Source organism: Streptomyces sp. NBC_01497, assembly GCF_036250695.1.
In the GTDB taxonomy this organism is placed as follows: Bacteria; Actinomycetota; Actinomycetes; order Streptomycetales; family Streptomycetaceae; genus Streptomyces.
The window spans coordinates 6,235,972-6,251,841 of record NZ_CP109427.1 but is presented as its reverse complement, the minus strand read 5'-3'; the positions used below and the strand labels follow the sequence as shown (position 1 = coordinate 6,251,841).

The 15,870-nt window shown below is 73.8% G+C and carries 20 protein-coding genes; 2 read left to right on the top strand and 18 right to left on the bottom strand.

What is annotated here, in order from left to right; genetic code table 11:
• Positions 1–448 precede the first annotated feature (448 nt).
• Entirely contained in the window at positions 449–1,177 is a 729-nt protein-coding gene (locus OG310_RS26400) for a VIT1/CCC1 transporter family protein (RefSeq protein ID WP_329458351.1), read from the bottom strand.
• Between the two features lie 341 nt (positions 1,178–1,518).
• Between OG310_RS26400 and OG310_RS26395 the strand changes: the two genes are divergently transcribed.
• Positions 1,519–2,502, top strand: coding sequence for an ADP-ribosylglycohydrolase family protein (locus OG310_RS26395; protein ID WP_329458350.1), 984 nt, complete (start codon positions 1,519–1,521; stop codon positions 2,500–2,502).
• Between the two features lie 228 nt (positions 2,503–2,730).
• Here OG310_RS26395 and lgt read toward each other — a convergent pair whose 3' ends face one another.
• From lgt to hisI, 11 genes are all read right to left on the bottom strand, one after another.
• Positions 2,731–3,816, bottom strand: coding sequence for a prolipoprotein diacylglyceryl transferase (gene lgt / locus OG310_RS26390; protein WP_329458349.1), 1,086 nt, complete (start codon positions 3,814–3,816; stop codon positions 2,731–2,733).
• A gap of 282 nt (positions 3,817–4,098) precedes the next feature.
• Positions 4,099–4,920 carry a DsbA family protein gene (locus OG310_RS26385; protein WP_329458348.1) on the bottom strand — a complete coding sequence of 274 codons (822 nt, stop codon included), beginning with the start codon at positions 4,918–4,920 and terminating at the stop codon, positions 4,099–4,101.
• Positions 4,921–5,046: 126 nt separating this feature from the next.
• On the bottom strand, positions 5,047–5,865 hold the full coding sequence (trpA, locus tag OG310_RS26380) for a tryptophan synthase subunit alpha (protein WP_329458347.1): 819 nt from the start codon (positions 5,863–5,865) through the stop codon (positions 5,047–5,049).
• Positions 5,862–7,202 (bottom strand): tryptophan synthase subunit beta, encoded by a 1,341-nt coding sequence (gene trpB / locus OG310_RS26375; protein ID WP_329458345.1) that lies wholly within the window; start codon positions 7,200–7,202, stop codon positions 5,862–5,864. The genes trpA and trpB overlap by 4 nt, the downstream gene beginning before the upstream one ends.
• 20 nt (positions 7,203–7,222) lie before the next feature.
• Positions 7,223–7,465: a tryptophan biosynthesis modulator TrpM gene (gene trpM / locus OG310_RS26370; protein WP_329458344.1), complete on the bottom strand. Its 243-nt coding sequence runs from the start codon at positions 7,463–7,465 to the stop codon at positions 7,223–7,225.
• A 9-nt stretch (positions 7,466–7,474) separates the two neighbouring features.
• Entirely contained in the window at positions 7,475–8,284 is an 810-nt protein-coding gene (gene trpC, locus OG310_RS26365; RefSeq protein WP_329458343.1) for an indole-3-glycerol phosphate synthase TrpC, read from the bottom strand.
• Positions 8,285–8,505: 221 nt separating this feature from the next.
• The gene (locus tag OG310_RS26360; RefSeq protein ID WP_329458342.1) at positions 8,506–8,916 is read right to left on the bottom strand and encodes a DUF2752 domain-containing protein; all 411 of its coding nucleotides are present in this window, start codon (positions 8,914–8,916) and stop codon (positions 8,506–8,508) included.
• 126 nt (positions 8,917–9,042) lie between these two features.
• A complete protein-coding gene (locus tag OG310_RS26355; protein WP_329458341.1) occupies positions 9,043–9,333 on the bottom strand; it encodes an HGxxPAAW family protein in 291 nt (96 codons plus the stop codon).
• 240 nt (positions 9,334–9,573) lie between these two features.
• Positions 9,574–10,245, bottom strand: a complete 672-nt coding sequence (locus tag OG310_RS26350; RefSeq protein WP_329458340.1) for a TIGR02234 family membrane protein — start codon at positions 10,243–10,245, stop codon at positions 9,574–9,576.
• A gap of 25 nt (positions 10,246–10,270) precedes the next feature.
• Positions 10,271–11,806 (bottom strand): anthranilate synthase component I, encoded by a 1,536-nt coding sequence (locus OG310_RS26345; protein WP_329458339.1) that lies wholly within the window; start codon positions 11,804–11,806, stop codon positions 10,271–10,273.
• A gap of 11 nt (positions 11,807–11,817) precedes the next feature.
• A complete protein-coding gene (gene hisI, locus OG310_RS26340; RefSeq protein WP_329458338.1) occupies positions 11,818–12,171 on the bottom strand; it encodes a phosphoribosyl-AMP cyclohydrolase in 354 nt (117 codons plus the stop codon).
• Between the two features lie 83 nt (positions 12,172–12,254).
• On the opposite strand from hisI, the gene OG310_RS26335 reads away from it, so the two are divergent.
• Positions 12,255–12,887, top strand: a complete 633-nt coding sequence (locus tag OG310_RS26335; RefSeq protein ID WP_329458337.1) for a TIGR03085 family metal-binding protein — start codon at positions 12,255–12,257, stop codon at positions 12,885–12,887.
• 142 nt (positions 12,888–13,029) lie between these two features.
• On the opposite strand, the gene hisF is transcribed toward OG310_RS26335, so the two are convergent.
• From hisF to OG310_RS26305, 6 genes are read right to left on the bottom strand one after another with little or no spacing between them, the layout of a single operon-like run.
• Positions 13,030–13,785 (bottom strand): imidazole glycerol phosphate synthase subunit HisF, encoded by a 756-nt coding sequence (hisF, locus tag OG310_RS26330; RefSeq protein WP_329458336.1) that lies wholly within the window; start codon positions 13,783–13,785, stop codon positions 13,030–13,032.
• Positions 13,782–14,219 carry a RidA family protein gene (locus tag OG310_RS26325; RefSeq protein ID WP_329458335.1) on the bottom strand — a complete coding sequence of 146 codons (438 nt, stop codon included), beginning with the start codon at positions 14,217–14,219 and terminating at the stop codon, positions 13,782–13,784. Before OG310_RS26325 ends, hisF begins: the two co-directional genes overlap by 4 nt.
• Complete coding sequence (gene priA / locus OG310_RS26320; protein WP_329458334.1) at positions 14,216–14,950, bottom strand: bifunctional 1-(5-phosphoribosyl)-5-((5-phosphoribosylamino)methylideneamino)imidazole-4-carboxamide isomerase/phosphoribosylanthranilate isomerase PriA; 735 nt, start codon at positions 14,948–14,950, stop codon at positions 14,216–14,218. The genes OG310_RS26325 and priA overlap by 4 nt, the downstream gene beginning before the upstream one ends.
• Positions 14,950–15,585, bottom strand: a complete 636-nt coding sequence (gene hisH / locus OG310_RS26315) for an imidazole glycerol phosphate synthase subunit HisH (RefSeq protein WP_329458333.1) — start codon at positions 15,583–15,585, stop codon at positions 14,950–14,952. Before hisH ends, priA begins: the two co-directional genes overlap by 1 nt.
• Complete coding sequence (locus tag OG310_RS26310) at positions 15,582–15,704, bottom strand: hypothetical protein (RefSeq protein ID WP_329458332.1); 123 nt, start codon at positions 15,702–15,704, stop codon at positions 15,582–15,584. Before OG310_RS26310 ends, hisH begins: the two co-directional genes overlap by 4 nt.
• Complete coding sequence (locus tag OG310_RS26305) at positions 15,701–15,868, bottom strand: hypothetical protein (RefSeq protein WP_329458331.1); 168 nt, start codon at positions 15,866–15,868, stop codon at positions 15,701–15,703. The genes OG310_RS26310 and OG310_RS26305 overlap by 4 nt, the downstream gene beginning before the upstream one ends.
• Between the last annotated feature and the right edge of the window lie 2 nt (positions 15,869–15,870).

Here is a 15,870-nt window from a genome sequence, read left to right as displayed (position 1 = left end):
CGGTATCGCGCGGTCGAAACCGCCGTGTAACAGGTACGTACGACGCGTCCGGTCAGTGTCGCACCCCCGCGGCCGGCGCGCACAGGGACGTGGGTCACACCCGGCGGTCGCGGCAGGTGCCGACGCCCGGGCCGGGACCCCGTGCTCCCCGCGGGTGCCGCCGGGCGGGGCCTTCGCCGCCTGAGGCCCGGGCGCCTTCGCCCCCTCGGGCCGTGCAGGCCTGGAAGGCCCGGGGCCGCCGGGCCGCCGGCTCCGGGCGTCCGGAGCCCGGCGGACCCCGTGCTCCCCGCGGGTGCCGCCGGGCGGGGCCTTCGCCGCCTGAGGCCCGGGCGCCTTCGCCCCCTCGGGCCGTGCAGGCCTGGAAGGCCCCGGGCCGCCGGACCAGCGGCTCGGGCCGCCGGGCCGCCGGCTCCGGGCGTCCGGAGCCCGGGGCGGCCCCCGAGTATGGCTAGAGGGAGGCCCCCAGGACCGTCCCGAGGGCGTAGGTCAGGGCTGCGGCGGCCCCGCCGAGGGCGAGCTGGCGGAGGCCGCTGAACCACCAGCTGCGGGCCGTCACGCGGGCCACCAGCGCGCCACAGGCGAACAGGCCCACGAGTGCGAGCAGCACCGAGGGCCACAGGCCGGTCGCACCCAGCAGGAACGGCAGCACGGGCAGCAGTGCGCCCAGGGCGAAGGAGCCGAAGGACGAGACCGCGGCGACGGTGGGCGACGGCAGGTCGTCCGGGTCGATGCCGAGTTCCTCGCGTGCGTGTATCTCCAGGGCCCGCTCGGGATCGGCGGACAGCTGCTCGGCCACCTGCCGGGCCAGGTCGCTCTGCACACCGCGCGAGACGTACAGGGCGGCCAGCTCGTCGAGTTCGTCGGCGGGGTTCCTGCGCAGTTCGGCGCGTTCCACCGCGAGCTCGGCCTCGACGAGCTCCCGCTGGGAGGCCACGGACGTGTACTCACCCGCCGCCATGGAGAACGCTCCGGCCGCGAGCCCGGCGAGGCCCGTGATCACCACGGCGTGGGTCGAGACGTCGCCGCCCGCCACGCCGGTCATCAGCGCGAGGTTCGAGACCAGGCCGTCCATCGCCCCGAACACGGCGGGGCGCAGCCAGCCGCCCGTCACATCGCGGTGGGTGTGGTTGTCGCGGTGTGCCTCGTGCAGTGTCGCGTTCGCCTCGAAGACGGCCATGGTGTCATTCCCCTTCCCATGGGCGGGCGGCCCGGTTCCGTATCGGAGCCGACGGCCCCCCAGGTCTGAAACTACGCAGGGAAATCACTCGCCGCCAGCAAGGAAGGCCGTACTTACCGCAGGTCAAAGGGGTACGGACCGGACGACTCGCGCCGCACGGTGAGGCGCGTCACGCGGGCCGCACACCAGGCACCCGCAGTCGGGGACCGGCCAGGGGTGCGCGGATCCCGTCCTGGCGCGACCCGCGCGGAGGAACCGGCGGCGCGGGAGGCGCCGCTCGACGGCCCGGTGGTGGGCCCGCCGCCGTACCGGCCGTCACCCGAGGGTGAACAATCCAATACATGACGTCATATATGGCACATAACGCTCCTCCGGCGACGCCCTGCGCACTGCCGCTCGGTGAGCGCGTCGCGGGCACGCTGACCGGCGCGGCGGCGGGCGGCGGGCCCGGCGCCGCGGCCGCGATCCGGCTGACCCACGCGCTGGTGGAGGCGTACGAGGAGGCCCGGGACCACCTCGACGCCCACGCGGTCGCGCGGCGGCTGGCGACGGCGGACAGCTGGCTGCTGACGCGCCTGCACCGGGCGCACGCCGATCCCCGCGAGGCCGGCGTCGGGAACTGCGTCGACGCCTCGGCCGCGGTGTACATGGCCCCGGTGGGTCTGGTGAACGCGGCGAACCCGGCCCGCGCGTACGCGGAGGCGCTGGAGGTCGCGGCGCCGCACCAGGCGTCGTACGGGCGCGAGGCCGCCGGTGTGTTCGCGGCGGCGGTGGCGGCGGCGTGCGCCGACGGCGCGACCCCCGTGTCGGTGGTCAGTGCGTGCCTGCCGCTGGCGAAGGACGGCACCCGGGCGGCGATCGAGGCGGCAGCCGATGTGGCGTCCCGGCACCGCGACGCCGAGTCCGCGGTACGCGGCTTGCGCGCGGCGCTCGCCCCCTACGACCTGGTCGGTCCCGCGCACCACGCCCCCGACCTTGGCGCTGGACGTCCCTCGCGGCGGCACGCGGTGGAGGAGCTGCCGGTGGCGCTGGGGATGCTGCTCATCGGCGGGGCGGACTACCGGCGCACGGTCCTCGGTGCCCGGACGTACGGGCGCGGCGCCGACACCGTGGCCCTGCTCGCGGGGGCTCTGGCGGGCGCCCTCGCGGGCGGGCGCGCGGTCCCCGGGGACGGGGCGAAACAGGCGGCGGAGGCGGCGGGTGTCGACCTGGGCACGGCGGCGCCCGGCCTGACCCGCGTGGCGGAGGAGGTCTTCGCGAAGGACGTCAGCCGGCGGCGCGCCCATGAGCACGCGTTCCGGGTGGTGTCCACGGAGCGGAGGTAGCAGCCGGGCCCCGGGAGGGCGGCCCTGATCGCCGGGAGCGCGTCGCTGGACCGCCGGGGATCACCGGCGATGCGGGCCGCGCGGGAGCACCGGCCGCGCCGACGATGCGGGGAGCGCGGGGAGCGCCGGGAGCGCCGGGAGCGCGGGGAGCGCCGGAGACGCGGGACTCCCGGGACCGACGGTCCCGGGAGTCCTTGTTCGCGGTGCGGTGGTGCGCCGCGCGGCGGGTCAGCCCTTCTCGGCCGTCTCCGCCTTCGCACCGGCGGGCTTCGCGGCCTCATCGGTCTTCGCGGCCCCGGTCTTCGCGGCCCCGGTCTTCGCGGGCGCGCTGTCGGCGCTCGTCGCGGCCTTCGCGGTCGCCGGCTCCGCGGACACCTCGGCCTTGTCCTGCTGGTGCGGCTTGCCCGGGCCGCCGGGGTCGGACCCGGCGTGCTCCCCCGTGCCGGAGGTGCCGTCCGTACCGTCCGCGCCGGCCTTCTCCACTGCCTCGTCCTGGTCCGCGCCGGGCTCGACCACGGTCTCGCGGCCGGGACGCAGCCGCGCCGAGAGGACGAAGTACACGACCGCGAGGACGAACATGATCATGACGGTCCACAGGTTGAGCCGCAGGCCCAGGATGTGGTTCGCGTCGTCGACCCGGAGGTACTCCGTACCGCCGCGTCCCACGCAGTACAGCGCCACGTACAGCGCGAACACGCGGCCGTGGCCCAGCTTCCAGCGGCGGTCCGCCCAGACCACCAGCGCGGCGACGATCAGGCACCAGATCGACTCGTAGAGGAACGTCGGGTGGTAGTAGCCCGGTGTGCCGTCGCCCGAGGGGTTCGTGATGTGCAGCGCCCACGGGAGGTGCGTCGGCTTGCCGTACAGCTCCTGGTTGAACCAGTTGCCCCAGCGTCCGATCGCCTGCGCGATCGCGACGGCGGGGGCCAGTGCGTCGGCCCAGGCCGTCAGTGGGATGCCCCGGCGACGGCAGCCGATCCACGCGCCGACCGCGCCGAGCGCCACGGCCCCCCAGATGCCGAGCCCGCCCTCCCAGACCTTGAAGGCGTTGACCCAGTCCTCGCCCTTTTCGAAGTAGAGCTCGGGGTCGGTCACCACGTGGTAGAGGCGACCGCCGACCAGGCCGAACGGCACCGCCCACACCGCGATGTCCGCGACCGTCCCGGACCTGCCGCCACGGGCGACCCAGCGCTTGTTGCCGTACCAGACGGCTACGAAGACACCGATGATGATGCAGAGGGCGTAGCCGCGCAGCGGAATGGGGCCGAGATGGACCACTCCGACCGACGGACTGGGAATAAAGGCAATTTCCATGGCAGGACCGACGCTACCTTGCCGGGCCAGGTGGACGGCTGGTCACCCGGCAACGTCTGGGTAACGAGCCGCCATTTTCTGGGCATGAGGACGGGTCCGCGAAGATCGCGCCGGCCCCTTCCGGACCGGGTGCCCAGCCCCCCGGCGCCCGGCCCCCGGTATCCGCGTCCGGCGGGCTCGGGTGCGCGGGGAGCCGTGCCCACCGGCCCCGGACGCGATCCGGCACGTGGGTTCGGTCCCGGAGGCGGTCCCGGACGCGGACGCGGTCCCGGACGCGGCGGCTCAGGATCCCGGCGCCGTGGCCTTCCCCGGCTGCTTGCCCTTGTTCGCCTCGGCCACCCACTTCTTCAGGTTCGCCGGGCTGATGTTCTCGTTGCCCTTCTTGGGAAAGACGGGCTTGCCGTTGAGCAGCACCGTGGGCGTACCGGCGAAGCCACCCGTACGGAAGGCGGCGGCCGACTTGTTCACCCACGCGTCGTGGGCACCGCTCTCGACGCAGCTCTTGAACCGGGGCGTCGACAGGCCCGGGACCTTGGCCGCGAGCTCGATCAGCCTGCTGTTCTTGCCGAAGGCGTCCGAGGTCTCCTCCGGCTGGTTCGTGTACAGCACGTCGTGGTACTGGGCGAACTTGCCCGCGTCCTGCGCGCACGCCGCGGCGTTGGCGGCCCGGACGGAGCCGGTGCCGCCCATGTTGCCGTCGATGATCGTCGCCAGGTGGTACTCGATCTTCAACTGGCCGCTGTTCTCCAGCTGGTGGAACGTGTCGCGGAAGACGTTCTCGAACTGGCCGCAGATCGGGCAGCGGAAGTCCTCCCACACCGTGAGGGTGGAGGGGGCGTCCGCCGCGCCCACCCGGATCGCGAGGTTGTCCTTGCCGCTCGCCCCGGTGGGCGTGCTGACCGGGCCGGCCGCCCCGTCGGCGGGCTTGTCCTTGCCCGCGTTGGCCGCGAGCACGCCGATGCCCGCTGCGAGGGCGAGCACCGCGAGCGCGGTGCCGCCCACGACGAATCCGCGCCTGCGCTTCTCGCGGGCCTTCTCCGCCGCGCGTTCCTGCTGGATGCGCTCTCGGGCGCTGCTGCTTGCCACACGTGTCTTCTGACTCACACGTCAGCAACGAACCGGGGAGGCGCCTGCGCACCTCCCCGGCCCCAGGTACACCCGTAAGGATGAGGTCACCCGCCGCTCACGTTCGAACGCGCCGCCGCGCGAGCGGGGCGGTACGCCGGAGCGTCAGGAGGCGGCGGACCGTACGCCCCGCGCGAGATCGCCCGCCAGCTCCCGTACGCCCGCGAGCCCCGCCGCCGCGTCCGGCGCGTCGAGGACCCGCTTGACGAACGCGCTGCCGACGATCACCCCGTCCGCGAACGCCGCGACCTCCGCGGCCTGCGCCGCGTTGGAGACGCCGAGACCCACGCACACCGGCAGGTCACCGGCCGCCCTGGTCCTGCTGACGAGGTCCTGCGCCTGCGCGCCGACCGACTCGCGGGTGCCGGTGACGCCCATCAGCGACGCCGCGTACACGAAGCCGCTGCCGGCCGCGGTGATCTCGGCGAGGCGGGCGTCCTTGCTGCTCGGGGCGACGACGAAGACCGTGGCGAGGTCGTGCTTCGCCGCGTGCTGCCTCCACAGCCCCGACTCCTGGACGGGCAGGTCGGGCAGGATGCACCCGGCGCCGCCCGCGTCGGCGAGTTCGGCGGTGAAACGCTCGACGCCGTAGCGGTCGACGGGGTTCCAGTACGTCATGACGAGTACGGGCTTCCCGCTGGCCTCGTGGGCCTCGCGCACCGTGCGCAGCACGTCGGCGACGCGCACGCCGCCGCGCAGCGCGATGTCGTCGGCGGTCTGGATGACCGGACCGTCGAGCACGGGGTCGCTGTAGGGAAGGCCGACCTCCACGATGTCGGCGCCGCCGTCGAAGGCCGCCTTGATGGCGTCGATGCCGCCGTCCACGGTGGGGAACCCGGCCGGGTAGTACGCGATCAGGGCGGCCCGGTCCTCGGCCCGTGCCGCGGCGAGGGTGTCGGTCAGCAGCTGGATGTTCCCGCTCACTTCGCGGCCCCCTTGTCCGGCGCCCCGCCGGTGCCGTTGCGGTCGTCCTCGATCAGTGCCGGGGACGCGGCGTCGGCCTCGACGGCCGTGTCCGCCTCGTACAGCCCGAAGTAGCGGGCCGCCGTGTCCATGTCCTTGTCGCCGCGGCCGGAGAGGTTGACGACGAGCAGTCCGTCCTCGCCGAGCTCGCGGCCGACGGTCAGGGCCCCGGCGAGCGCGTGGGCGCTCTCGATGGCCGGGATGATGCCCTCGGTGCGGGACAGCAGCCGCAGGGCCTGCATGGCCTCGTCGTCGGTGATGGCGAGGTACTCGCCGCGTCCGCTGTCCTTGAGGTAGGCGTGCTCGGGGCCGATACCGGGGTAGTCGAGCCCCGCCGAGATGGAGTACGGCTCGGTGATCTGGCCCTCGTCGTCCTGGAGGACGTAACTGCGGGAGCCGTGCAGGATGCCCGGCTCGCCGACGGTCAGGGTGGCCGCGTGCTCCCCGCTGGGCACGCCGTGCCCGGCGGCCTCGCAGCCGATCAGGCGGACCCCTGCGTCCGGGATGAACGGGTGGAACAGGCCGATGGCGTTGGAGCCGCCGCCGACGCAGGCGACCGCGGCGTCGGGCAGCCGGCCCGCGCGCTCAAGGATCTGCCGGCGGGCCTCGACGCCGATGACGCGGTGGAAGTCGCGGACCATCGCCGGGAACGGGTGCGGTCCAGCGACGGTGCCGAACAGGTAGTGCGTGGTGTCGACGCTGGCGACCCAGTCGCGGAACGCCTCGTTGATGGCGTCCTTGAGGGTGCGGCTGCCGGACTTCACGGCGACGACCTCGGCGCCGAGAATCCGCATGCGGGCGACGTTGAGCGCCTGGCGCTCGGTGTCGATCTCGCCCATGTAGATGACGCATTCGAGGCCGAACAGGGCGCAGGCGGTGGCGGTGGCCACGCCGTGCTGTCCCGCGCCGGTCTCGGCGACGATCCGGGTCTTGCCCATGCGCTTGGTCAGCAGCGCCTGGCCCAGCACGTTGTTGATCTTGTGGGAGCCGGTGTGGTTGAGGTCCTCCCGCTTGAGGAAGACCCGCGCGCCACCCGCGTGGGCGGCGAAGCGCGGCACCTCGGTCAGCGGGCTCGGACGGCCGGTGTACTCGACCATCAACTGGTCGAGTTCGGCGGCGAAGGCCGGGTCGGACTTGGCCTTGTCGTACTCGACGGCGACCTCGTCCACCGCGGCGACGAGCGCCTCGGGGATGAACTTGCCGCCGTAAGCGCCGAAGTACCCTTCGGCGGTGGGGATCTGGCCCCCGGGATCAGGGATGAAGAACGCAGAGGACTCTGCGGAAGGCTTCGTGGACAACGGAGCAACTCCTCGTCAAGCTACGGACGGACAGCACCGTATGCGCGCACGGCACACTCGTGCCGCACGCGCGGGCGCGTCCGCCATCGCATTCCGTTGACCTGCCCAGGCTCGTCACCGATGACGTACCGCACCCGCCGCCCGTGCACCCGGCGCGCGGGCGCGCGACAGCCCCGCGGCCGGCAGCCGCGCGCCAGGGGCGCGTGCCGCGCGGGCGGGGTGCCGGCGGCCAGGTGCGCCGGGCGGCTCGGGGTGACGGGCATGTCCGCGGGTCAGTCCCTGCCGTGCCGGAGCGCCGGGTGGGCGCCCGCCGCGACGAGGTCGGCGACGGCCGCCTTCGGGTCACGCCCGGTGACGAGGGACTCGCCGACGAGGACGGCGTCCGCGCCGGCGTTGGCGTACGCGATCAGGTCGTGCGGCCCCCGCACACCCGACTCGGCGATCTTGACGATGCCGGAGGGGATCTCGGGGGCGACCCGTTCGAAGGTGGAGCGGTCCACCTTGAGGGTCTTCAGGTTGCGCGCGTTGACGCCGATGACGCGGGCGCCCGCGTCGACGGCGCGTTCCGCCTCGTCCTCGTCGTGCACCTCGACGAGCGGAGTGAGCCCGATGGACTCGGCGCGTTCGATCAACGACACCAGGGCGGGCTGCTCCAGCGCCGCGACGATCAGCAGGACGAGGTCGGCGCCGTACGCGCGGGCCTCCCACAGCTGGTACGACGTCACCACGAAGTCCTTGCGCAGGACGGGGATGTCGACCTTGGCCCGGACCGCTTCGAGGTCGGCGAGCGACCCGCCGAACCGGCGCTGCTCGGTCAGTACGGAGATGACGGCGGCGCCGCCCTCCTCGTACTCGGCGGCGAGGCCCGCGGGGTCCGCGATGGCGGCGAGCGCGCCCTTGGAGGGGCTGGAGCGCTTCACCTCGCAGATGACCTTCACCCCTTCGCCGCTCAGCGCGGCGCCGCCGTCCTTGGCCTCGGGGGCGCGCGCCGCGCGCTCCTTGAGCTCGTCGAGGCTGACGCGCGCCTGGCGTTCCGCGAGGTCGGCGCGTACGCCCTCGATGATCTCGTCGAGCACACTCACGCGAGCGGCCCCCTTTCCGGAAAGTGGTGGTTCATACGTTCAGGTCCAGCCATCTTCGATGCTAGCCGTTGGAGGCCGAAGGCCCCTCATCACGGTGGATGCGCGGGTCGCGGCCCCGGTCGCGGTGGCCGGGGACGCGCTCCCGGCCACGGGGCGGGCGCGGCGGCGGCAGATCGTCCAGAGGGGGCGTGCGGGGCCTGCAGGGGCGTGCGCCCGGCGCCTCAGGGCGCGAGCAGCGAGCCGAAGGGCAGGTTCCGCGCCACGGTGAAGGCCACGACGAGCCCCCCGAGGATCCACCCCCAGTGCCCTCCGAAGGAAAAGCCGGCAGGCCGCCCCGTGCGGGCGCGCCACACCCAGCGCACCCACAGGACGGCGCAGACGGCGAACGCGACGACGGCGAGCGCGTTGTCGTGCAGCGCGGTGCCGAGATCACCGGTGGCGACGGCATGGGCGCACCGCAGCCCCCCGCAGCCCGGGCAGTACACGCCGGTGAGCGCGTAGAGCGGGCAGACGGGGTAGTGGCCCGGGTGGTTCGGGTCGATGAGGCCCACGTACGTGAAGGCCGCCGCCGCCCCGGCCAGCAGGGCGAACGGCCAGGCCAGCCGACGGGCCGGCCGGGCGGGCGTCCGCATCGCAGGTGCCGCCATGGTGTCCCGCCCCGTCCGGTCGTCGCGTCCCGTGCCGTCACGGCCGTCCGAGACGGCCGGGGTCGTGCCGTGCCGTGGCGCGCCCGTGGGCGGCCGCGCGGTCGGGGGCGGTCAGGCCCTGGCGTGCTGCTTCGCCTCGGCGGCGGACGTACGGCTCGTGGCCTGGGCGCGTCCGGCCGCCTCACGGGCCTGGACCATCTCGTCGGACTCCTTCGGCATGCCGAGGCCCATCAGTCGCATGACCACGCCGGCGACGAGGCCGAGGATGACGACGCCCATGCTCACCCAGAAGCCGACCGGGCTGTCGCCGACCATGAAGACCCCGCCGGCGCAGAAGCCGACGAAGGAAATGGTGACGCCGGTCCAGGCCGCCGGCGTGTGTCCGTGGCTGCTGCCCGCCATGAGTTGCTCCTCGTTGCTGTGGCGCTGTGTCGTGGGCGCTTGATCGTGATGCCGGGGTGGTGCGTCGTGGTGCCGGGCGATCGGGCCCCCGCTCTCCCGATGCTCACCCGCCATTGTCCCGCACGCACGGCGGGTGACGCGCGAGGGGGGTCGTGTCACCGGCCCCCGCACGGACCGCGGCACCGGTCCGTGGCTCTCCGGCGGGCGACGGGAGTGCGCCCGCCACTCCGGGAGCCCGCCTCAGCTCCCGCCGGTGGGATCCTCGCCGCGGTCCAAGGCCTTCCACAGGTCCTCGGGCCGGTCCGGGTCCACGACAGGCTGACGGCGGGCCGCCGCCTTGACGCCCGCGGCGCCCGTGCCCCGCTCGTACCGGCCCGACATCGCGGGCCAGCGCCTTCCGTAGCCGAGCGCGAGCAGCCCGGCCAGCAGGATGAGCACGCCCGCCACGGCCGTCACGTACGGCCATACGGTGTGGCTGAGCGCGTGCACGGTCGCCGACGCGTCGCCGGTGGTCTGCGCGGCCTTCTCGTCGAGGGCGTCCGAGCCGGTACCGCCGAGCAGGGCGGAGACCGCGGCGCCCGCGCCGCTCAGCGCGAGGAGCAGCGCGACGACGAACCGTCCCGCGCGGCGCACCGCGAACACCGCGACGAGCGCGGCAAGGCCCACCACGGCGAGCGCGGCGGGCACGCCCGTCACGTCGCGGCCGTCGGCCGTCACGGTGACGGCGCCGCCGCCGACGGCAGCGGCGCCTCTGGCCCAGATCTGCCCCGAGGCGACGAGCGCCACCGCCGCGCCGGCGGCGCCGAGGAGCAGGGCTGCTGCGAGGCTGCGGCGGCCGCTCGGGGCGCCCGGCGCGCGTCGCTGGTCGGTGGTGCCCCCACGGGGGGCGGGTAGCGCTGTCACGCCCTCCACTATCCCCTACGGCCTCCGGCCGGGTTCAGTCGGTGGTCGGGTGCCGCTCCCCCGGACGCGCCAGCCGGTTCGCGGTGTGCACGGCGCGCAGCACGGCCGCCGCCTTGTTGCGGCACTCGGCGTCCTCCGCGACCGGGTCGGAGTCCGCGACGATGCCCGCGCCCGCCTGCACGTACGCCGTGCCGTCACGCAGCAGGGCCGTGCGGATCGCGATGGCGGTGTCGGAGTCGCCGGCGAAGTCCAGGTAGCCCACGCAGCCGCCGTACACGCCGCGCCTGCTCGGCTCCAGCTCGTCGATGATCTGCAGGGCCCGCGGCTTGGGGGCGCCGGAGAGGGTGCCGGCGGGGAAGCAGGCGGTGAGGACGTCGAACGCGGTACGGCCGGGCGCGACGCGGCCGGTGACCGTGGACACGATGTGCATAACGTGCGAGTACCGCTCGACGGTCATGAAGTCGACGACCTCGACGCTGCCCGGCTCGCACACCCGGCCCAGGTCGTTGCGGCCCAGGTCGACCAGCATCAGGTGCTCGGCGCGCTCCTTCGGGTCGGCGAGCAGCTCGTCGCCGAGCTCCTGGTCCTCGCGGAGCGTCGCGCCGCGCGGGCGGGTCCCGGCGATGGGGTGCACCAGGGCGCGCCCGTCCTCGACCTTGACCAGGGCCTCCGGGCTCGATCCGACGACGTCGAAGGCGACCTCGCCGTCGTCGCCGGGGAAGCGGAACAGGTACATGTACGGGCTCGGGTTGGTGGTCCGCAGCACGCGGTACACGTCGAGGGCGCTCGCCGTGCAGGGGGTCTCGAACCGCTGCGAGGGCACGACCTGGAACGCCTCGCCCGCCCTGATGCGCTCCTTGATGTCCTCGACGGCGGCCCGGAAGTCCGCCCCGCCCCACAGCGCGGTGTACTCGGGCAGTTCGGAGGGCGGCAGGACGGTGGGCACGGAGTCGACGGGCCGTGCCAGGTCCGCGGCCATGGCGTCGAGCCGCGCGACGGCGTCCTCGTAGGCCTCCTCGACACCGGTGTCGAGGTCGTTGTGGTTGATCGCGTTGGCGATCAGCAGGACCGTGCCGCTCTGGTGGTCGAGGACGGCGAGGTCCGAGGTGAGCAGCATCGTCAGCTCGGGCAGGCGCAGGTCGTCGCGGGCGTGGTCGCCGATCTTCTTCTCCAGGCGGCGCACGATGTCGAAGCCGAGGTGGCCGACCATGCCACCGGTGAAGGGCGGCAGCCCGAGGCCCTCGGTCAGGTCGCGGGGCGTGTGCAGCGCCTCCAGGGTGGCGCGCAGCGCCGCGAGCGGGTCACCGCCGGTGGGGACGCCGACGGGCGGGGTGCCGAGCCAGTGGGCGGCTCCGTCGCGCTCGGTGAGCACGGCGGCGGAGCGTACGCCGATGAAGGAGTAACGGGACCAGGTGCCCTGCTCGGCGGACTCCAGCAGGAACGTCCCGGGGCGCTCGGCCGCGAGCTTGCGGTACAGGCCGACCGGGGTGTCGCCGTCCGCGAGCAGCCGCCGGCTCACGGGGATGACGCGGCGGTCCACCGCCAGCTTGCGGAACGTCTCAAGATCCATGGCGGCAGACCCTACTCGGCCGCGAGGGGCAGCGTGCCCGCGTCGAAGCACGTCCGGTCACCGGTGTGGCAGGCCGCCCCCACCTGGTCGACCTTGACGAGGACGGTGTCGCCGTCGCAGTCGAGGGCGACGGACCGCACGTGCTGGGTGTGACCCGAGGTGTCCCCCTTGACCCAGTACTCCTGCCGGCTGCGGGACCAGTAGGTGCAGCGCCCGGTGGTGAGGGTGCGGTGCAGCGCCTCGTCGTCCATCCAGCCGAGCATCAGGACCTCACCCGTGTCGTACTGCTGGGCGATGGCGGGGAAGAGACCGTTCGCGTCCCGCTTGAGGCGGGTGGCGACGGCAGGGTCGAGCGAGGTGGTCATGGGCCCATTCTGCCGCGCCGGGCGGCATGCCCGGCGGTGAGCCCACTGGGCGGACAGCAGGCCGCCGCCGTACGCTGGCGGACATGTCGACCCATGCCAAGCGTGAACGACTTCTGCTCGCCGACCTGTTGGAAGCCGCCGGCCCCGACGCACCGACCCTGTGCGACGGCTGGCTCACCCGCGACCTCGCCGCCCACCTCGTGGTACGGGACAGGCGCCCGGACGCGGCCGGAGGCACGATCATCCCGGCGCTGCGCGGGCGCCTGGAGCGGGTGCAGTCCGAGTACCGGCAGAAGCCGTACGAGGAACTGCTGCAGATGGTCCGTACCGGTCCGGGGAAGATGTCGCCGTTCGGCCTGAAACAGGTCGACGAGGCGGCGAACACCACGGAGTTCTACATCCACGCGGAGGACGTCCGCCGCGCCCAGCCCGACTGGACGCCGCGTGAGGTGGACCCGGTCTTCGCCGACGCACTGTGGTCGCGGCTGGAGAAGGGCGCGCGGCTGATGGGCCGCAAGTCCCCGGTGGGCCTGGTGCTGCGCCGGCCGGACGGGCGCACGGCGGTGGCGCACAAGGGCACCCCCGTGGTCACGGTGACGGGTGAGGCCGCGGAGCTGACGCTGTTCCTCTCGGGCCGCCAGGCGATGGCGGACGTCACGCTGGAGGGCGACAAGGACGCCGTGGCGATACTGCTGGACGCGAAGCTGGGCGTCTGACGCACCGGGTCCCCGCGCGGTGCCGGTCCCGCCCCGCACGGCGGGACCGGCACCGGCGCGTGGGTGCCGCGCCGGGTATCGGCTCGCCCCGGCAGTGGGCCGGCATCCGTCGCCGCCGGCTGCCCCGCCGTCCGCCGGGCGCTCAGCGCACCGGATGTCCCGCCTCGCGCAGAGCCGTCTTGACCTGGCCGATGCGCAGGTCGCCGAAGTGGAAGACGGACGCGGCGAGCACCGCGTCCGCGCCCGAGGAGACCGCCGGGGCGAAGTCGTCGAGGCCGCCCGCGCCGCCCGAGGCGATGACGGGGACCCTGACGCGGGCGCGGACCGCCCGGATCATCTCCGTGTCGTAGCCGTTCTTCGTGCCGTCCGCGTCCATGGAGTTGAGGAGGATCTCCCCGGCTCCGAGGTCCGCGGCCCGCTCGGCCCATTCGACGGCGTCCATGCCGGTGCCGCGGCGCCCGCCGTGCGTGGTCACCTCGAAGGTGCCCGCGGGCGTCCGGCGGGCGTCGACGGACAGGACCAGCACCTGGCGGCCGAAGCGCTCGGCGATCTCCCGGATCAGTTCCGGGCGGGCGATGGCGGCCGTGTTCACGCCGACCTTGTCCGCCCCGGCGCGCAGCAGCCGGTCCACGTCGTCCGACGTGCGCACGCCACCGCCGACGGTCAGCGGGATGAAGACCTGTTCCGCGGTGCGCCGCACCACGTCGTAGGTGGTCTCGCGGTCGCCGGACGACGCGGTGATGTCGAGGAACGTCAGCTCGTCCGCGCCCTCGGCGTCATAGAGCTTGGCCATCTCGACGGGGTCGCCCGCGTCCCGCAGGTTCTGGAAGTTGACGCCCTTCACGACCCGGCCGCCGTCGACGTCCAGGCAGGGGATGACACGTACCGCGACGGTCACCGCGCGGCCTCCGCCGTGTCGTCCCCGGGCGCCCTGAAGGCCTCGACCTCGACCTCGACGACCAGGCTCGGGTCGACGAACCCCGCCACCACGATCATCGAGGCGGCCGGCCGCACCGCGTGGAACAGCTCCTTGTGTGCGCGGCCCACGTCGTCCGCGTCACGGGAGTGCGTGATGTACATGCGGGTGCGCACGACGTCAGCGGTGTCGAGGTCCAGTTCGCGCAGGGCGCTGATCGCGACACCGAAGGCCGTCTTGGCCTGCTCGTACGGGCTGCCGTCGGCGATCCTGCCGCCGACCACGGATGTGCACCCGGAGACCAGCACCAGCCCGTTCGGCAGCCGTACGGCGCGGGAGTAGCCGTAGGAGTCCTCCCAGGGGCCGTCCGTCGACAGTCTCCTGATGCCGCCGGCCGTCTTGTCGATCTCCGTCATGGGGCCACCACCGCAAGCGCCTCCTGAAGCGTGAATGCCTTCGCGTAGAGCGCCTTCCCGATGATGGCGCCTTCGACGCCTGCGGGGACGAGGGAACCGATCGCCCGCAGGTCCTGAAGGCTGGAGACGCCGCCGGACGCGACCACCGGCCGCTCCGTGGCGGCGCACACGCTTTTCAGCAGCTCCAGGTTGGGGCCCTGCAGGGTGCCGTCCTTGGCGATGTCGGTGACGACGTAGCGCGCGCAGCCCTCCGAGTCGAGGCGCTCCAGCGCCTCGTACAGGTCGCCGCCGTCGCGGGTCCAGCCGCGCCCGCGCAGCGTCGTGCCCCGTACGTCGAGACCCACGGCGATCTTCTCGCCGTGGCTCGCGATGACGCGGGCCACCCACTCGGGGTTCTCCAGCGCCGCGGTGCCGAGGTTGACGCGGGTGCAGCCCGTGGCGAGGGCCGCGGCGAGCGTGTCGTCGTCGCGGATGCCGCCGGACAGTTCGACCTTGATGTCCATCGTGCCGGTGACCTCGGCGAGCAGGGCCCGGTTGTCGCCCGTACCGAACGCGGCGTCGAGGTCGACCAGATGCAGCCACTCGGCGCCCGCGGACTGCCAGGCGAGGGCCGCCTGGAGCGGGGAGCCGTAGGACGTCTCCGTGCCCGACTCGCCGTGCACGAGCCGCACGGCCTGGCCGTCGCGCACGTCGACGGCGGGCAGGAGTTCGAGCGGGGAAGTGGACTGCATCAAAGAGTTCCGATCCAGTTGGTGAGCAGCTGCGCTCCGGCGTCGCCGGATTTCTCGGGGTGGAACTGGGTGGCCCACAGGGCGCCGTTCTCCACCGCGGCGACGAACCGCTCGCCGTGGGTGGCCCAGGTGACCTTCGGGGGCCGTATGCGGGGGTTGGTGACCTCAAGTCCCCAGTGGTGCACGGCGTACGAGTGGACGAAGTAGAAGCGGGCGTCCGCGTCGAGTCCGGCGAACAGCTCGCTGTCGCCGGGGGCTTCGACGGTGTTCCAGCCCATGTGCGGGACGACGTCGGCCCTGAGCGGTTCGACGGTCCCGGGCCACTCGTCGAGCCCGTCGGCCTCCACGCCGTGCTCGATGCCGCGTTCGAAGAGGACCTGCATGCCGACGCAGACGCCGAGCACGGGCCGGCCGCCGGCCAGCCTGCGGCCCACGATCCAGTTGCCGCGCGCGGCGGTGAGCCCCGCCATGCAGGCGGAGAACGCGCCGACGCCGGGCACGAGCAGCCCGTCGGCGTTCATGGCGCGCTCGTAGTCACGGGTGATCTCGACATCGGCGCCGGCGCGTGCGACGGCGCGCTCGGCGGAGCGCACGTTGCCGAAGCCGTAGTCGAAGATCACGACGTTCTTGCTCATGTCGTCCGTTCCGTCGCGGAGGCGGTCCCGGCGGCCGCACCGGTCGCGGCGACCGCACCGGTCGCGGCGACCGCACCGGTCGCGGCGGTCATGGCGGTCATGGCGGTCATGGCGGTCATGTCCACAATCCCTGGATCCGGAGTATCCCGGCGGCCAGGCAGAACACGGAGGAGATCCCGACCAGGACGATGACGCCGACGGGCAGCTTCTGCTTGACGAAGGAGTACACACCGCCGGCGAGGAAGAGCCCGAGCAGGATCAGGATGGTGTTGAGCCCGGTCATCT

What these genes read in the sequence shown, in the direction of transcription:
- priA (WP_329458334.1), bottom strand. Translation starts at nt 14,950, where the DNA reads ATGCAGTCCACTTCCCCGCTCGAACTCCTGCCCGCCGTCGACGTGCGC.
- OG310_RS26355 (WP_329458341.1), bottom strand. Translation starts at nt 9,333, where the DNA reads ATGGCGGGCAGCAGCCACGGACACACGCCGGCGGCCTGGACCGGCGTC.
- lgt (WP_329458349.1), bottom strand. Translation starts at nt 3,816, where the DNA reads ATGGAAATTGCCTTTATTCCCAGTCCGTCGGTCGGAGTGGTCCATCTC.
- OG310_RS26325 (WP_329458335.1), bottom strand. Translation starts at nt 14,219, where the DNA reads ATGACGGAGATCGACAAGACGGCCGGCGGCATCAGGAGACTGTCGACG.
- OG310_RS26400 (WP_329458351.1), bottom strand. Translation starts at nt 1,177, where the DNA reads ATGGCCGTCTTCGAGGCGAACGCGACACTGCACGAGGCACACCGCGAC.
- trpM (WP_329458344.1), bottom strand. Translation starts at nt 7,465, where the DNA reads ATGCCCGTCACCCCGAGCCGCCCGGCGCACCTGGCCGCCGGCACCCCG.
- hisI (WP_329458338.1), bottom strand. Translation starts at nt 12,171, where the DNA reads ATGACCACCTCGCTCGACCCTGCCGTCGCCACCCGCCTCAAGCGGGAC.
- OG310_RS26310 (WP_329458332.1), bottom strand. Translation starts at nt 15,704, where the DNA reads ATGACCGCCATGACCGCCATGACCGCCATGACCGCCGCGACCGGTGCG.
- OG310_RS26360 (WP_329458342.1), bottom strand. Translation starts at nt 8,916, where the DNA reads ATGCGGACGCCCGCCCGGCCGGCCCGTCGGCTGGCCTGGCCGTTCGCC.
- hisH (WP_329458333.1), bottom strand. Translation starts at nt 15,585, where the DNA reads ATGAGCAAGAACGTCGTGATCTTCGACTACGGCTTCGGCAACGTGCGC.
- OG310_RS26335 (WP_329458337.1), top strand. Translation starts at nt 12,255, where the DNA reads ATGTCGACCCATGCCAAGCGTGAACGACTTCTGCTCGCCGACCTGTTG.
- OG310_RS26395 (WP_329458350.1), top strand. Translation starts at nt 1,519, where the DNA reads ATGACGTCATATATGGCACATAACGCTCCTCCGGCGACGCCCTGCGCA.
- OG310_RS26345 (WP_329458339.1), bottom strand. Translation starts at nt 11,806, where the DNA reads ATGGATCTTGAGACGTTCCGCAAGCTGGCGGTGGACCGCCGCGTCATC.
- OG310_RS26305 (WP_329458331.1), bottom strand. Translation starts at nt 15,868, where the DNA reads ATGACCGGGCTCAACACCATCCTGATCCTGCTCGGGCTCTTCCTCGCC.